General features: G+C 36.6%; 10 protein-coding genes and 3 tRNA genes. 6 read left to right on the top strand and 7 right to left on the bottom strand.

What is annotated here, in order from left to right:
• The first annotated feature begins 690 nt into the window (after positions 1 to 690).
• Together ACFIKH_RS01850 and ACFIKH_RS01845 are read left to right on the top strand one after the other, a co-directional pair.
• The gene (locus ACFIKH_RS01850) at positions 691 to 1002 is read left to right on the top strand and encodes a hypothetical protein (RefSeq protein ID WP_375670845.1); all 312 of its coding nucleotides are present in this window, start codon (positions 691 to 693) and stop codon (positions 1000 to 1002) included.
• Positions 921 to 1910, top strand: coding sequence for an MFS transporter (locus ACFIKH_RS01845; protein WP_375670843.1), 990 nt, complete (start codon positions 921 to 923; stop codon positions 1908 to 1910). Before ACFIKH_RS01850 ends, ACFIKH_RS01845 begins: the two co-directional genes overlap by 82 nt.
• Before the next feature lie 460 nt (positions 1911 to 2370).
• On the opposite strand, the gene ACFIKH_RS01840 is transcribed toward ACFIKH_RS01845, so the two are convergent.
• The 4 genes from ACFIKH_RS01840 to rplU all read right to left on the bottom strand — a co-directional run bounded on the left by ACFIKH_RS01840 (position 2371) and on the right by rplU (position 7647).
• Positions 2371 to 2460, bottom strand: a tRNA-Ser gene (locus tag ACFIKH_RS01840).
• Between the two features lie 477 nt (positions 2461 to 2937).
• Positions 2938 to 5469, bottom strand: coding sequence for a phosphoenolpyruvate--protein phosphotransferase (ptsP, locus tag ACFIKH_RS01835; protein WP_375651628.1), 2532 nt, complete (start codon positions 5467 to 5469; stop codon positions 2938 to 2940).
• A 1416-nt stretch (positions 5470 to 6885) separates the two neighbouring features.
• On the bottom strand, positions 6886 to 7155 hold the full coding sequence (gene rpmA, locus ACFIKH_RS01830; RefSeq protein ID WP_273787451.1) for a 50S ribosomal protein L27: 270 nt from the start codon (positions 7153 to 7155) through the stop codon (positions 6886 to 6888).
• 12 nt (positions 7156 to 7167) lie between these two features.
• Complete coding sequence (gene rplU, locus ACFIKH_RS01825; RefSeq protein ID WP_273787452.1) at positions 7168 to 7647, bottom strand: 50S ribosomal protein L21; 480 nt, start codon at positions 7645 to 7647, stop codon at positions 7168 to 7170.
• A 285-nt stretch (positions 7648 to 7932) separates the two neighbouring features.
• Here rplU and ACFIKH_RS01820 point away from each other — a divergent pair.
• Positions 7933 to 8022: transfer RNA gene (locus ACFIKH_RS01820), tRNA-Ser, on the top strand.
• Positions 8023 to 8337: 315 nt separating this feature from the next.
• On the opposite strand, the gene pgi is transcribed toward ACFIKH_RS01820, so the two are convergent.
• The 3 genes from pgi to ACFIKH_RS01805 form a co-directional block, all read right to left on the bottom strand.
• Positions 8338 to 10002, bottom strand: coding sequence for a glucose-6-phosphate isomerase (gene pgi, locus ACFIKH_RS01815; RefSeq protein WP_375670841.1), 1665 nt, complete (start codon positions 10000 to 10002; stop codon positions 8338 to 8340).
• 189 nt (positions 10003 to 10191) lie between these two features.
• Positions 10192 to 13329: an efflux RND transporter permease subunit gene (locus ACFIKH_RS01810; protein ID WP_375670839.1), complete on the bottom strand. Its 3138-nt coding sequence runs from the start codon at positions 13327 to 13329 to the stop codon at positions 10192 to 10194.
• Positions 13326 to 14465, bottom strand: a complete 1140-nt coding sequence (locus ACFIKH_RS01805) for an efflux RND transporter periplasmic adaptor subunit (protein WP_375670837.1) — start codon at positions 14463 to 14465, stop codon at positions 13326 to 13328. The genes ACFIKH_RS01810 and ACFIKH_RS01805 overlap by 4 nt, the downstream gene beginning before the upstream one ends.
• Before the next feature lie 367 nt (positions 14466 to 14832).
• On the opposite strand from ACFIKH_RS01805, the gene ACFIKH_RS01800 reads away from it, so the two are divergent.
• The 3 genes from ACFIKH_RS01800 (at position 14833) to rpsU (ending at position 17659) form a co-directional block, all read left to right on the top strand.
• A tRNA-Arg gene (locus ACFIKH_RS01800) sits at positions 14833 to 14909 on the top strand.
• 655 nt (positions 14910 to 15564) lie between these two features.
• Positions 15565 to 17238: a formate--tetrahydrofolate ligase gene (locus tag ACFIKH_RS01795; protein ID WP_375670834.1), complete on the top strand. Its 1674-nt coding sequence runs from the start codon at positions 15565 to 15567 to the stop codon at positions 17236 to 17238.
• A 187-nt stretch (positions 17239 to 17425) separates the two neighbouring features.
• Complete coding sequence (rpsU, locus tag ACFIKH_RS01790) at positions 17426 to 17659, top strand: 30S ribosomal protein S21 (protein WP_012754552.1); 234 nt, start codon at positions 17426 to 17428, stop codon at positions 17657 to 17659.
• Positions 17660 to 17780: the final 121 nt, after the last annotated feature.

Here is a 17780-nt window from a genome sequence, read left to right as displayed (position 1 = left end):
TTAAAAACTCTTTAGTTACTATAATGATTTAGGAATACCAGATTAGGATGCGGAGAATTCAAGAGCTCAAAACTTTGTGATAATATTGGTTTAGAATTACATCTTGTTCATTCAGACGAGATGAGCCAATTATTATATGTCACAGAGACATATGGGTGGAGAATTTTAAAAAAGCTTATCCAGAATCTGACTTAAAGGTTATTGGAACTTTAGTAGTAAGATTGGCTTTGTCTCATGTTGCTCAAAAATTAGCACCCAATCTTGTTGTGACTAGACTAAATTTAGAAGATCTGCTCACTGAAGTTTTTATAATATTATGAAATGATAAAAATTTTAATATTTCTTCTTGTCCCGTACATGAAACAGATGCTATTTGTATTTGTTATCCTTTGCACCATTGTTCGAAATATATTTTAGATGGTTGTCATTTGAAATATGGCTTGGAAAATTATTTGGCAAGAGAGCGTACTTATATGTATTGGAAAGTAATTTCCTATTATTTGTCTCAATCTATGGGCGCAACGTTGCCAAGTATAGAATCCATACGGACAGATGACTTGCAAAAAATAAGTGCCTATAACGCATTTGAACTAAAATTTTGTGAAAAACTGGAATTTAGTACCGAACCATATTCGATAATGGAAAAAATCATAAAATGGCTTGAGTCTCTATTTAAGAGGGGGAAGGCTATTGCGTAATTCTGTTTTTTTTATGATTTTGATTGGTTGTTTGACGAGTTTTTGTGCTAGTGGTGTATTATCTATTGGCCTTTCTTTGTTACAATTCCAAGATACAACGGGAGAAGCATCTGCTACTTTAAATGTTGTTAATTTAATCGCAATTGGAATTGCTGGCTTATGTTTGGGGAATGTGTTGGCGCACTATCAAGGCTTTATAATTGGGTTTTATAGTCAAATTATTTGCGCTTGTTTATTATCGTTCTTATTATTTATGAACAATCCGGTACTTATTTTATTTGTATTTTTTTACTTGCTCTCTTGATGGGGGCAGATAACCCAAATAACAATAGTGCCTTGAATCAGCTGGTTCCAGCTCCCAAACAAAAAGCTGGAATTTTTGCATTTTATACTAGTTGCTGTCAGTTTTTTGTTATTATATCCCCATTGCTTATATATTTTATAATTGCGCATTTGGGGCACAAAACAGCCATAGCCTTTATTGTGTTTATTTATCTTTTGAATGCCAGCCTATGGTTTCGTATAAAGTCTATACAACAAATAAACAGAGTAAAAGAGCTATTAAAAAAGCCATATCAAAAAGCTTATGGAGTTGGTTTTAGGTGCCTTTGGCGGGTTTCTGCGTTGCGTTTTTTAACGATTAATCGTATTTTGAATAATTTTCTCTATACGGGGCCTATTGTTCTATTGCCACTTGTTCTTGCATCTATAACATCAGATAATATAAAATTCACAGCTATTCAAAATTCTATTTTTGCTTTGTCAGCACTGGGTTTTGTAGTCAATGGTCTTATCTCATCCTATTATTTACGGAAATTTCCATCTTTAATTCGTTTTTTTGTATGGGGAACACCGGCTTTTGCAGTGATCGCAATCTCTTTTGTTTTATATTTAAATTTTACTCAATATTCCCTTTATATTATGGGTTTTTTATTAGGTATTGGGCAATTTTATTTTAGGGTATCGGGAATAACAATTGGACAAGCTATCACACCTAGTGAAAATTTAGCCGAGGTGATTTTGGCAGGCGATGCCAGTGTGCGCATCATAACGGCTTTATTCTCTATTGTGCTTTTATATGCAGAAAAATTTTTTTCATTTTCTATATTATATGTCCTGTGTATATTTATAGGTTTTTGCGCCCCTTTATTTATTGTACACGGACTATCTATTTACATACAAAGCTTAGAAATAAAAGAAAGCGCCGCATGAATGATCTTCAATTATTATATTACGTCAGCCTTTTTTTGATTATTGTATAGATAAAGATTTCGTACAAATATTCATGACATTAATTTTAAATGAGCACATTGCGTGAGAAAAGCTGAGGTGTTTGTTACCTCTCATGTGAATAAACGCATTTAGCCCGTTAATCGGAATTGCAAATAGAACTATGATCACCATTAATTCTGAAACTCTATCAGAAGTTAGTGATAATGGCAAAAATCCTTTAATGATATTTGAAGAGATCGTTTATGCTAGATCAGGTTATCTAAAGATCGAGAAGAGAGGAACTTAGAAATTATAAAATTCATGGAAATTAAACAGCAATCTCTAGGTATACACAATGACAGACACAGATCAGCGCAAACTGGTCAATTGCAAACAGTAAAAAATCCTGAGCTTTTTAAGCTATATCATATCAAGCATATGAAAGTTCGTTTTAAATTAATGGCGGAGAGAGAGGGATTCGAACCCTCGATATGGTTTCCCATATACACGCGTTCCAGGCGTGCGCCTTCAACCACTCGGCCACCTCTCCAGAAGTCTCGCACTATACCCAGAAAGAAATAACGTGCAAGCCTAAATTATACATTCAAAGTTCAAAAAACAAATTCATTTATTAAAGTAAGAGCTTATATCTGTTGAATAACAAGCACATCCTTTCTTTTTAAGAAAAAACTTTTTCCGTGGATAGGTTTGTATAATACAATAATGGGAATAAAAAGATTGTCACATCTATCTCATACGGTGTCTATGAATGGTATAAAATCTATTGAATAGCATCATCTTTCCTTAAATAAAAAGTACAAGCCAAGTACCATCACGCTATTTAGCCTCTAATGTTGCAACATCCCTTGCAATTTGAGAGAATGCATAAAAGGCATTTATTCTTTCTTAAAGCGTTTTTATCCACACGCTACTCCTCCCTGTAACGTATAAAAGAATAATGTTTTACAGCACTAACGATCTGATTACTCTGCAAAATGAGCTAGCTCGTTCCCCTTAATGTTCTTTATCACCTTATATCCTTGCTTAGAGCACGTACAGCTCGTGCAGTTTCACATTGTAATGCTTTTTGTGCTAAAATTTTCATATCTTCAAAACTATGAGTCTGCAAACACGCCTTTACTGGAGAAATATCGCAAGATATCATAGAAAGCTCATTAATTCCCAACCCTGTCAAAATCATTGCACCAAAAGGATCTCCAGCCATACCACCACATACACTAACCCAACACTTATGTTGTGAAGCTCCCTGTATAGTCTGATAAATCATACGCAAAACTGCTGGATCAAGGCTATCCGCTTCAGACACAAGGTACGGATTTTGCCGATCAACAGCCATTGTATACTGTGTTAGGTCATTGGTTCCAATTGAGAAAAAATCAACATGGGCGCTCAACACATCTGCCATAATGGCGGCTGCTGGAACTTCGATCATAATACCAAGTTTTAATTTTGGTGCATCAATATCATTGCGGATTTCTTCTGCAATCTTTTTTATAGTGACAATCTCTGAAACAGACATTACCATCGGAAACACAATCCATAGATCTCCGCCTTCTTTTGCTGCTCGATACAAAGCACGTAATTGAGGCACCAAAAGATCACGTCGACGTAACAAAAGCCGCGTCCCTCGAACACCTAAAAAAGGATTGTCTTCTTTAGATAAATGTAAATGCGTAACCTGTTTATCCCCACCAATATCGAGTGCACGAATAATTAATGGCTTATCTCCTACAGCTGTAATCATCGCCCGATATATATTAAATTGTAGCTCTTCATCCGGAATATGAGGATTCTCTAAAAACAAAAATTCCGTGCGCATGAGTCCAATACCTTCAGCCCCCAAATCAAGCGCAACAGGAACCTGATTTGCGTAGTTGACATTAGCCATAATACGGATTCTTTGACCATCTGTCGTTTGCGCTGGTAATCTACACGTACTTATTTCACTGACACGTTTTTGCGCAACAGTATCAATATGCCTTTGAGCATCTTCAACGTCTTCAAGCGTAGGATCAAGGTAAATAAACCCGTTATCGCCATCAATAATAGCCTGAATATCAGACTGAATCGCTAAAATATCATCACCTGCAGCAACAACCATTGGAATACCAAGAGTACGCGCCAAAATAGCTGTATGAGATAATGGACCTCCCCATGCTGTTGCTAATCCTTTTACCCTTGTACAATCAAGTTGTGCTACATCAGAAGGAGAAAGGTCATTTGTAACCAGAATTACACCATGTGGAATATCATTTAAAAAGAATGATCTATAGGATGGATTGATTTCACCTAAAACACGTCGACCAACATCAACTAAATTAACAGCACGTGCTGCTAACAAAGGATTATCTACCTTAAAAAACATATCTGAAAATTGACGAACCGCTCTATCCCAAGACCAAGCGACACCATGACCTTCTGCTATAAAACGACAAGCTTGAGCTATTAAATTTTCATCTTCAAGCAAAACCATTTGCGCAGAAAAAATCGCAGCAGAATCCGCTCCCATACGCACTGTAATATCAGAAATCACAGATGCCATTTTATGTTTTGTTTTTGTAAGAGCATTTTCAAGACATGCTGCACCAGCTGCAAAATCAATTGGCTGGTCTATTATGGAAATATCATTTTGTCTTAAAACAAAAATCTTACCAAATGCTAATCCTGAACTTGCTCCAACACCAGAAATGCCTTTTTGCATAGAGCGTGGATACCAACCATGAAAAGCTTTTGTTTGAGATTCCATTGCTCTCATCAGACATTTTTCACTAATACTCACTTTTTTTGCAATAGCAATGGCATCATTGAGAAGTTGTGCTCCTTCTGCAGCATCTGTAGAAAAAATCAGAACATCACCGTTTTTTGCTCCTAATTGCAATAAACCAACTAAATTTTTCATTTCAACAGCATATTGACCATGGCGAACTCTGATAGAATTTTGAGCCTTTTTCGCAAAATCAACCCAAAGAGAAGCTGGTCGTGCATGAAGACCACTTGGATAATCTAACGTCCATTCCTGACACACCGAAAGGTCACCAATAAAAGCTTTTTCTATCTTCATATCTTGATCAAACAAAGTTGTAACAATTTGCTGTTTGTCCATAGTTGTTGCAAGTACTTCAAGCTGTTTTTTATCAAATAAAAGAGACGTCAATTTTTTACAAATTTCTCTATAACGATCTGGACACGCTGCAATAGCAATAACCAAATGTGCTTTCTTGCCATCCTGCCACTCAACACCAGCAGGAACCTGTATAACAGCAACAGCGTCCTTGATAATTAAATCACGATTTTCAGCCATACCATGAGGAATGGCTATACCATTTCCAAGCCAAGTATTGGTTGTTTCTTCACGTGCGAGCATGCTTGCCAGATAACACTTATCAACCGCACCAACCTGCACAAGCAATTCAGCAGCAGCATAAATTGCATCATTTTTATGATCAAAAGCAGCTGCAAGTTGTACAGATCTTATAGACAAGATTTCACTCTCGGTAAAATCTACATTCACTGCTTCTGCTTTCTCACATCTCATCATGAATTCAAATTGCCTCACATTTGAACACCAATATCTCTGATAAATTCCTTTTCAAAGCTGCATTTCCCAAAATACAATCTATAAATACCACCACAGCTCTCTTTATATTTTAGGAAATGTAGTTAAGTGAGGTGCTTAAATACCTCAATATAACCGATAATACAATTGGATATTATCATCTAGCGAAGTGCTTAAAAGTACAATAAGCAAGTTTGCCTCTTACTCTTCTACTTTACAAAGACAAAACCCCGATTTTTACAGCACCAATCACCTAAAAAACTATGTTTTAAAAACGCTCTCATTATCCCAAGTTATTCAACATAACTTTTCATTATTCTCCCTACAAGAAAGCATCCTTCCCAATCATCTGTAACTTCAGCTAATATTTTAACTGATTCCTCAAAGTTTATTTAACCTATTATTCCTCTTTATAAATTCATTACATAATTATAAATTGCTCCATGCAACTTATCATCTTTAAAATTCCGTACAGCTCATCCTATGATACGAAATCCTTGATATATAACATTTATATATTTTAAGCTACTCCTTTACTTTAATCAATATCGCAAACACACAATGCCCTCCGTCGCACATTTGCAAAGTACGAACATCACCCAAGCACCATCATCAACTACTAAAATCAAGAAAAACTCTACAAATAAGATGAATAAAGTAAAAAATGAAAAGCAGTTATTGCCTTAACCCTAGCTCTTATGCTTGTTTGTTTTCAAATAATGTACAATACAATAATAGTGAAATCAGAAAAAATATTCTTGAAAAGCGCTGATTGCAGATTGGTTATTTTTATATCTTTAAACAGCGTCCTCTTTAAAAATATAATTTCACTCTCGATTTACCAAAAACTCCTTAATGCACATCACTTTCAAAGTAGTTTTGACTGCCATCTTATGGATTTTTTATCCCTATATCCTTTTAAATGAATAGCATCACCTATCCACACCACCACCTAAAAACAGTATGACAACTCATCAATACTACAATGCCAATAAAAAGATCCATCTTTATCAAAATGATTACATAAATAATGCTTTCATTAAATTTCTCATAATTTCCTGAAAACAAACTGCTTCTCTTATAAAGAAATTACTAGACACTTCTTCATGCATAAAAAGAAAGTCTCTCCTCATTATTATTATACAAAAATTTATCAACAAATTCTATCATAATATCAATACGTTCAGTACTAAATACTAACATAACACCGCACAAACTTCTCCCCCCCTCATTGAGAAAAGTCATTTCCCCAATTCTACCTTTTTCGTATATCTTCTATATTTATTATAGTACCAAAGCAAAAAGGGAAAGATGAGATTCTATCTTTCCCTTTTAATACTTATAAAACCACAACTACAATTTAATGGAATCCCGTTGATTGCTAGAGAGTGTTACAGATTACTCTGCTGCCTCCACCATAGGAATGACTGAAACATAGGAACGATCACCCGCTTTGCGTTGAAAAGAAACCTTTCCATTTGATAATGCAAAAAGCGTATGGTCTTTTCCAATGCCGACATTGTTGCCAGGATGCCAACGTGTACCACGCTGGCGAATAATAATATTTCCAGCAATAACGGTCTCACCACCAAATTTTTTAACGCCCAGACGTTTCGATTCTGAATCGCGACCATTACGCGAGGAACCACCAGCTTTTTTATGTGCCATAGACGCTCTCCTTTAATCTTTCTTACTCTTTGATGCTACAGACGCTTTCTTCTGCGACGCAGTCTTTTTTTCAGCCGTTTTTTTAGCCGTCTTCTCAACAGAAGCAGCATCTTTTGTTTCTTTTGGTGCTGTTGCCTCTTCTTTTATCGGCTTTGCAGCTGCTTTTTTAGGTTTTGAACCACCCATTAAAATTTCTAAAACACGAAGCTTCGTAAATTCTTGACGATGACCACGCGTGCGCTTAGAATTTTGACGACGGCGCTTCTTAAATGCGATAACCTTGCGCCCACGTGCCTGTTCTACAATCTCAGCTGTCACCAATGCATCAGCAACGACAGGGGTACCAATAACCGCATTACCTTCTTGCCCAACCATCAATATGTCATTGAATTCAACAACATCACCCGCATTTCCACTAACTTTTTCAACTTTCACCACTTGATTAGCAACAACGCGGTATTGCTTACCACCAGTTTTAATGACTGCGAACATTTTTTATCCTTCCGTTCACTCCAGCTCTTATTTAATTTCTGCCTTGAAATAAGGGAAAATAGGCTGCTTTTTATCAGTCGTAATAGATCTTAAAGAAGGATAAAACCTTCTTCAACACAAATACGCGCAGATTTCTCCACGCTCATGTTCCGTATATATGAAGGAATTTCTATTCTCTGTCAATAAAGTCCCATAAAAAAGAAAAAAAGGTTGTACCAAAAACAATTGAAGGTTATCTACCCCTTATATACTCAAATAGTGCCAATTTTTATTTCACTTTATTATGGAGAGATGGCTGAGTGGTTGAAAGCACCGCACTCGAAATGCGGCATAGGGGCAACTCTATCGGGGGTTCAAATCCCTCTCTCTCCGCCAAAGTTTATAAAGCGATATTATTAAAATGTCTTTAATCGTAGCTTGCCGGTGAATTCTGTATGTTTTTACCTAGTGTAGTTTATCAGCAGGTTTTGTACCAATCCATTTTTCAAAAGGTCTTCAAGACTTTTCAAAGCTCTTTATCGTTTGTGCGAATAAATTCTCATTTTTACAATTTTTTCACTTTTTTGTTTTATTTTACATAAATATAGTTCAGATAATAAGAGAATGCATAGTAAAATTGCAGAATTATCTCATATTTCTCTCTCATTCTACTTTTGCTTAGTTAGTACAAAAACTACTGTAAAATCATATTTATTTTGCACGTCTTGCTTGAATATGTGCTAGCAACCCTAATGTTGAACTATCGCGATTATCCGCTTTACTTTCGCCACGAAGAATTGGTAGTAACTCGTTTGCTAATTCTTTACCAAGTTCAACACCCCATTGATCAAATGAATTAATATTCATTAAAATCCCTTCAACAAAAGTACGATGTTCATAAAGCGCAATAAGACGACCGAGTGCAAAAGGTGTTAATAAATCTTGAACTAGCGTAATGCTGGGACGGTTTCCTTTAAAACTCCTATGAAGTGCTAAATGATCTGCTTCACCCTCATCAACTCCATTTTTTATCAAGATATGCCGAGCATCTTCAATACTACGCCCCTTCATCAATGCTTTTGATTGTGCTAAACCGTTTGCTAGCAACATCTCATACATAGAATGTAAATTTTGCTCATGCCCTTTTATAAATAAAATAAATTCTACAGGAATAATATCTGTTCCTTGATGCAGAAGCTGAAAAAAAGCATGTTGACTATTTGTTCCTGAATCCCCCCAAACAATCGGACCACTTGAAAAACTTAATGGTTTTCCATCCAGCGAGACTTGCTTACCATTTGATTCCATATCAAGCTGTTGTAAATAAGCTGGAAAATGTATTAAACGCTGTGCATAAGGAATGATAGAACGTGATGAATAACCACAAATAACACGATGCCAGAATCCTAAAAGAGCAAAACGAATAGGAATATTTTTATGCAAAGGCATTGTTTTAAAATGTTGGTCCATTTGCAATGCACCATTGAGAAATTGGCGAAAATTTCCACCACCTATTGCAAACATAACAACAAGTCCAATGGCCGACCAAATTGAATAACGTCCTCCCACCCAATTCCAAAATTTAAAAACTCTTGTGGAATCTATGCCAAATTCTGCTACTTTATCAAGCGCACTTGAAACAGCAATAAAATGCGTACCAATGGCTTCTTCTCCTAAATGTGAACAAATCCACTGACGTGCAACTTGAGCATTTACCATTGTTTCAGCCGTTGTAAAAGTTTTAGAAGCAATGACAAACAGCGTTGTTGCTGGATTCAAAATAGAGAGAGTATCAGAAATATGGGCACTGTCAGCATTAGAAACAAAATGACACTGTGGACCATCATGATAAGGTTTTAAAGCATATGTGACCATTGCAGGACCAAGATCAGAACCTCCAATACCAATATTGACAATATCACTTATTCTCTCGCCACTGTTTCCCTTATAGCTGCCATCACGCACCTTTTCAGAAAATCTTTCCATATCTTCAAGGACGTCTTGAATATCGCGAATAAGATTATGACCATCCAACATGAAAATTTCATCCGCAGGTAAACGTAACGCAATATGAAGAACTGAGCGTTTTTCAGTTGTATTAATAGCCTTACCAGAAAACATTGCGTCACGCCGGCCTAACACATCTGCTGCGACAGCTAAATCATCTAGAAGTTGCAATGTTTTAAATGTCACACCACATTTTGAAAAATCGAAAAGAAGATCATCGAGTCTGAGGGAAAAATGGGAAAAACGCTGTTCATCTTCTACAAAATGTCGACGAATATCATAGACCCCATCCTTTGCTGCATGGTTTCTTAAAGCTTTTAATGTGGCCTCAAAAGCCTTTTCATTTCGAATCGAAAAGCTATCTCCCATAAGCTTATCCTATACGGTTATTGATAATGAAATCTATGCCCAAACCATAACAAAGCAGAAAGCGTCTCCTTTATTGCTCGCTATTTTCACTGCTCACATGAAAATGAAGGAATATACAAAATAAAAGGATAAGATCCGAAAATGATATTTTTACAAGAATAAACTTTCAAATCTTTTCTATCAGATACATCATTTAACTTGATTGAGTTCTTTTATTAAGCGTAAATCTTCCTCTGCTTTCGGTCTTATAAACCGCCCTAAAAAAAGATAAACAACCGGTGTGACATACAGCGTAAAAATAGTTGCTAAACCTAAGCCACCAACGATAACCCAACCTAAAGCTATACGAGCTTCTGCGCCAGCACCTTTGGCTAAAACCAAAGGAATACCTCCTAAAATGGCACAAATCATTGTCATACAAACTGGACGCAGTCGAATATTTGCTGCTTCTTCTACGGCTTCACGCACGCTTCTTCCCTGATCTCGTAATTGATCCGCAAATTCAACAATGAGAATACCATTTTTTGCCATAACGCCAATTAACAAAATTAGTCCAATTTGGCTGTAAATATTAAGACTCACACCACTTAATAGCATAGCAATTACAGCACAACCAATCCCTAATGGGACCGTAGCCATGATAATGAATCCTGAAATAAAACTTTCAAACTGAGCAGCCAAAATCAATAAAATAATCAAAAAAGCAATGCCAAAAACAATCATAAAATTGGAAGATGTTTCATTAAGCGTTTCAGCTTCTCCTAAGGGAACCACGTAGATTCCTTTTGATAACAAAGGAGAAGCAATTTTCTGTACAGTTTGATAAGCTTCCCCTAAAGCGATACCTGGAGCAAGATTTGCGCTTAAAATAACAGCGCTCATGCGTTTTTCCCGTTTTAATTGGGGAGCGATAGCTTTTTCATGTAAATGCGCAATAACCGATAAAGGAACATATCGATTGTCTTTAGTCTTTAAGAAAATATTTTCTAAATCACTAGGACTCTTCATAGAATTTTTACGCGATATCAATTTAACATCGTAAGAATGATCATCCACGTTAATGGAACCAATCTTTTTACCATCCAACATTGCTTGTAATGTATCGCCCAAATTGGTGATATCAATCCCTAAATCGGAGGCTTTTTTTCGATTGATTTCAATAAAAAATTGCGGTTGTGTTGCATCAACAGTAAGACGTGGTCGAATAAAACGCGGATCATCTTGTAAAGCACTCACCAGCTTATCAGCAATGGGTTGTAGTGTTGCATAATCGTTGCCAAGAATTGCAAATTGTAATCCTTGCCCAGTTCCTCTCACACCTAGAGAATTTCCCTCCGCAGCAAACACAAAAACTGCGGGAAACTGTCTAACCTTTGCATTAACATCTTTCACAATTTCTTGCTGACTACGTAAACGTTCATCCCAAGATGAAAGCAATAAAAGCAAAAAAGCAGTATTGGGTGAACCACCAATACCCGCAATAGAGTAACTGTTAGCAATCTCCCCTGCATCACGTAATGGCTGTAGACTTGCTTCAATTTGCTCTACCTGTTCGTTCAAATATTGTGTTGAAATACCTTGTGGTCCATTAATAACCAAAAAGATAAAAGCTCTGTCTTCTGCTGGCGTTAATTCCTGTTTCAGCTTCATATAGCCTCCAACACAAAGACCCCCAAAAATAAGTGAAGCAAAAACAACAGCCCAAGGTTTTTCTAAACACTTATGCAAACTGTAAGTATATGCCTTATGAAAAAAAGTACCTAATTTATATAAAAAAGTAAAATAATGATGGGACTTTTCCTCTTTCTCCTCAACATGTTCTTTGAGAAAACGTGAAGCCAACATGGGACAAAGCGTTAAAGCAACAATTGAAGAAAGCAAAATAGAAATTGCCAAGACAAAACCGAATTCTCTAAAAAGCCCTCCAACTTGCCCAGGAAGAAAGGAAATAGGAACAAATACAGCCACTAAAGTCAATGTTGTTGCGACAACAGCAAAAAAAACTTCACGTGTTCCTAACACCGCTGCAGCTCTGGAACCTAACCCCATATTGCGCCATCGAACAATATTTTCCAGAACAACAATGGCATCATCCACAACAAGCCCTGTTGCTAAAACAAGTCCTAAAAATGTGAGAATATTCAATGAAAATCCCACAAGATAAATAGCTGCAATGGTACCAATTAAGGCAACAGGAAGAGATAAAGCAGGTATCAGTGTTACACGAATATCTCTGAGAAAAAGAAAAATGACTAAAATAACGCTCAAAATAGCAATGACCAACGCAACCTCAACCTCATGAAGGGCACTTTTAATAAAAATTGCATCGTCATTAATAACGTCTATATGTACAGAAGAAGGAACAATACTTTTGAGATTATCAACAACGGCTCTTACACCTTGAGAAATATTAAGCGTGTTGGATTGTGCTTTCCGCACGATACCTAATCCAATACCCGTCTTTCCATTGACACGAAGAATAACCGTTTCTATATCCGGCGATAAAGTAACATGCGCAACATCACCAAGATGCACATGAGGCTTTAAAACAACTTGTTCAAAAGATTCTGGTGTTGTTAGACGAGCAGTGGCACGGACAACTAAAGTTTGCTTAGAATTGCGTAATGATCCTACTGGCACATCCGTTGTCATATCAGCAAGAACACGTGAAATATCTGCTACAGTTAATCCATAACTTGCAAGTTTTGCTTGATCTATATCAATCTGAAAAATCTTTGTGCGAGCACTATCAACCTGTACATCACCAACACCATCAACAGCAGAAATTGCATCAACAATCTGATCATTTACAATCGTTGTTAAATCATCAATACTCATTGTTGGTGACGTCACAACCAAATACATCATAGCAGCAGCATTCGAATCTGCTTTAATGATCAGAGGGGTATCTGCATTTTTTGGTAAAGAATAAGCAATACGAGACAGAGCATCACGAATATCAGATGCCGCTACATTCAAATCAACACCGACATTAAAATTGATTTGCACACGAGAGCGTCCAAAAGAAGATGTTGAAGAAATTGTCTTAACACCTGAAACACGAGAAACCGCATCTTCTATAATTTTTGTTACTTCACGATCAATGGTTTCTGCTGATGCACCAGAAAACATCGTCACAATCGTTGTTACTGGAGTATCAACATCGGGTAATTCTCTTACATCAACATTCAACCATGCTGCAAATCCTGCAATGATGATCATAGCATTTAAAACAAAAGTAAAAACCGGTCTGCGAATAAATAAGGCAATGAGACCACCTTGCTCCACCTTTGACATAGGCTGTTTTGTGCTTAATTCTTGGCTCATTGTATATCCGTTCCATAAACCGCTGATAATTGCTGTTGATGGGACTTTGGATCATCAATAGTTACTTTACTTCCTGGATAAAGCATTTGCACCCCTTGAATGACAACTTGATCACCCTTTTCTAGGGGAGCTTTCACGAAAACCTCATCCGCTTTATGCTGAATAATTGATACGGGAATAGACTCTACTTTTCCTTCTCTCACACGCCAAACGAATGACCCTTTACTATTCCATTGAACCGCAAGAGGATTAACGACAGGAAAAGAACCACCATGAAATTGCAATACAACAGAAAAGGACATACCAGACATGAGCGTATCTTTTTCATTATTGATTTCAACCTGAGCATGAAGCGTGCGACTTTCTGGATCAACAATATTATCAATCGCATAAATATGACCAACAAACGATTTATCTGGCTGCGCAGTTAATGTTGCCGTTACCTCATCTCCTTTATAGATGCGCGACACATATCGTTCAGGGGCCCATATATCGACCAAAATACGTTCTCTATTCTCAATACGCCCTATTACGGTATTAAGGGTCACGTTATTCCCCACATCAACGGGCAAAATACCAACAACTCCAGGAATCGGTGCACGAATTGTTCGCCGATCGAGATCTAATTCAGCATTACGCAAAACTAAATTTGCGTTATCCAACTCTAAACGTGCTGTAATTTCTTGGACTTCCGTTGCTGTATTGCTGGCGCGTAATTTAAGAATGCGCGAAAGCGTTAATGCATTATTATCACGTTGTACTTTTGCTTTTGCAGCCGCTATTTCCTCTTTTTTAGAATCAAGCTTTGCAATCACATCATCGACTTGTACTTTTGTACCAGCAGATACAAAAAGCTTATCAATAACACCTGAGGATAAAGGGGTAAGATCGACTTCTGCAAGAGCTTTTCCACTCCCAAGAACGTTAAGTTGTTCATAAAAATCTTGAACTTTTACAAGATCAACAACAACATTCGCCGGTGGTCTTCCCATTTTTTCCTTTGAAGCTTTATACGATACTCTTGTTTTATCTACCATAGAAATGGGTTGTTCTGCACTCTTTTTTCCAGCCCAATAAGTAACCGTTAAAACGACGATTAAAAATACCAACGGAAAGCTCTTTTTTAATAACGCCATACATCCACCCTTGCTGTGTCATGTTCATCTGAAATAGTTTTCAACAGTAATATCGGCGTTTTACACAAAAACCAAACAGCGGGTGTATATATCTTACCCCCCACCGCAAAAAACACATCTCATCTTTGCTTGACTATCTTTCATAGATTAAAACGTCAAGTTAACTATCGTTCATATTGCTTTGTACGGTCACAACAAAAAATGATTATATCAAAACCAACTGAAACCATAATATATTATATCCTTTTTTAAAATATCTCATAAAAAAGAGAGATTTTTTTTATGACGCCCCAAGTTTCACTTGCATTTCTTTAATGAAACGATTAGGAACCCTTTGTCGTAGATAATGTAAAAAACTGAAATGTATGCACCCGTAGCTCAGCTGGATAGAGCACCAGACTACGAATCTGGGGGTCAGGAGTTCGAATCTCTTCGGGTGCGCCATCTATCAATAGTACCTTCTTATAAATTTAGGCTCTTTAAATTCTTTATTTTGTGATTTATTTTTGCCTATCTTTGTTTTTTGTATTTTGTTACTTTATTCTGTTGTGAGTCGTTTCTTTAGCCATTTTGCTAGAATAAGATGTTATGAGTCCTTCAATTCAGCTCCAAGGTGCTTTTATTAGCTAATAATCATAACGATTGCATAAGCAGCGTGTGTTGTTTTCTTTTTTCGATCTATGCGCTTGTTTTTAGTCTCTTCCGGATTATACTCTTTAATCAGTTAGATAATTTTTTGCGTGCTTATTTCTAATTTTTCCATAACTAGATGTTTCTGGATATTTTATTCCTAGCAATCCCATCTTAATAGGGACTTCAGATGTGCCGCCATAAAACACTTATGGTATCCATTAATATCATTAGACATTTTGTTGCAAACCAAAGCTTCTTTTCGAGATATTTTTAATTGAATTAAACATATTTTTACTGCTTAAAAGCAAAGAAACTCTTCTCGTGCTTCTTTAGCATTATCTCTTGCATAGCATGTCATCGACTTCTATGATATCCTAACACTTTCTGTTCTCTATGAATTCTTCTAATTAATCCATGGGGTACAGATCTCGAACATTAATAAAAGATAAGTTTAAAGAATTTTTCCATGCCTAAAACAGATATTGAAATTGCTCGCACTGCTAAAAAGCAGCATATTATTGAAATTGCACAAAAAATTGGTATCTCACATGAAAATCTCATTCCCTATGGCCATGATAAAGCTAAAATTTCTTCTGAATACATAAAATCGCTTGATAAAAATCCAGATGGTAAACTTATCCTCGTCACAGCTATCAACCCCACACCTGCCGGAGAAGGCAAAACAACAACAACAGTTGGACTAAGTGATGCTCTTAATCTTATTGGTAAAAAAACAATAGCTACCTTGAGAGAACCGTCTTTAGGTCCCTGTTTTGGTGTAAAAGGTGGTGCTGCTGGTGGTGGTTATGCGCAAGTCGTTCCAATGGATGACCTTAATTTACATTTTACCGGTGATTTTCATGCTATTACAGCTGCTCATAATCTTCTTGCCGCAATGATAGATAATCATCTTTATTGGGGAAATACTCTAAACATTGATCCACGTCGCATTGTTTGGAAACGCGTTCTTGATATGAATGACCGCGCATTGCGCGATATTGTTATTTCATTGGGGGGCATAACAAATGGTTTTCCACGCCAAACAGGTTTTGATATTACTGTTGCGTCAGAAATTATGGCACTTCTTTGTCTCTCTGAAAATTTAGAAAACCTTACACAAAGACTCAAAAAAATTATTGTTGCTTATCGTTATGATAAAACGCCCATCACCGTTTCTGATCTCAATGCAGAAGGTGCAATGGCAGTTCTTCTCAAGGATGCTATACAACCCAATCTCGTACAGACAATTGAAAATAACCCTGTTCTCGTTCATGGAGGACCTTTTGCCAACATTGCTCATGGTTGCAATTCAGTTATAGCAACAAAAACTGCTTTAAAACTTGCTGATTATGTTGTCACAGAAGCAGGGTTTGGAGCAGATCTTGGAGCAGAAAAGTTCTTCAATATCAAATGTAGGCAAGCAGGTATTGTACCAAATGCTACAGTGATCGTCGCAACTATTCGTGCATTAAAAATGAATGGTGGTGTGGATAAAAATAACCTGACAGAAGAAAATATCACCGCTTTAGAAAAAGGAACAGCCAATCTTTTACGACATATAAAGAATATGGAGCACTACGGTATTCCTTGTGTTGTGGCTATCAATCATTTTGACAGCGATAGCGATGCTGAAATAAAAACATTACAAAAAATAGTTGCAACAACTGGACACAAAGCTATTATCTGTAAGCATTGGGAACAAGGTGGAAAAGGCGCTATAGAACTTGCACAAGAACTCGTTACCTTGATTGAAGAAAAACATTCTCATTTTAAAGTTTTATATCAAGATAATATTCCACTCGTTCAAAAAATTAATTGTATTATAACAAAGCTATACGGTGGGCGTGGCGCCATCATCCCAGCCCCTATTCTCAAACAACTTGAATCTTGGGAAAAAGAAGGTTTTGGTGCCTACCCTATTTGTATGGCAAAAACACCTTATTCTTTTTCTTCTGATCCCAAGCAATATGGTGCTCCTGTTGATTTTGAAATTCCCGTACGTGAAGTTCGTCTCTCCGCAGGAGCCGGCTTTATTGTTGTCATTTGTGGAGATGTTATGACCATGCCGGGACTACCCCATTATCCCACGGCTGAAAAAATTCATCTTGACGAAAATGATCAAATACAAGGACTTTCATAAATTTATAACCGTAAAATTTTATCATTCATTATAAAAAGTGTTTTATTGCAAAAAGAATAGAATTTTAAAAAGCGATATAGACAAATGTCTTATTTATATGATATAGGTGCTTGTCCTTTTGGATATGCCTTTAAAAGGACGTAGGTTTTTCCTATCATTTATGACACTGAAAAAAGCAGGATAGATAGTGCAAGTACTCGTTCGTGATAATAATGTTGACCAAGCGCTCCGTGCGTTGAAAAAAAAGATGCAGCGTGAAGGTATCTTCCGTGAAATGAAAATGCGTAGTTATTATGAGAAGCCATCTGAGAAGCGTGCTCGTGAAAAAGCTGAAGCTATTCGTCGTACACGTAAGCTTGCTCGTAAGCGTGCGCAAAGAGAAGGTTTTGTTAGTAACGGACGAACTGTTGCGGTAAAGTAATATACTTTATGCAATTGCGTAAGCAGTAGATAATAAGCTTCCAGAAAATTTTATCTTCATAGGCGGTTGCAATAAATTGCTTGTGTATGGTTTTTTGTGTACAATGTTATCTAATATGTTA

The sequence above is a fragment of the Bartonella sp. SD1336NMGDW genome (genome assembly GCF_042193565.1).
GTDB lineage: Bacteria > Pseudomonadota > Alphaproteobacteria > Rhizobiales > Rhizobiaceae > Bartonella > Bartonella grahamii.
Note: the sequence above shows the minus strand (reverse complement) of the source record. Positions and strands in the feature narration are given on the sequence as shown.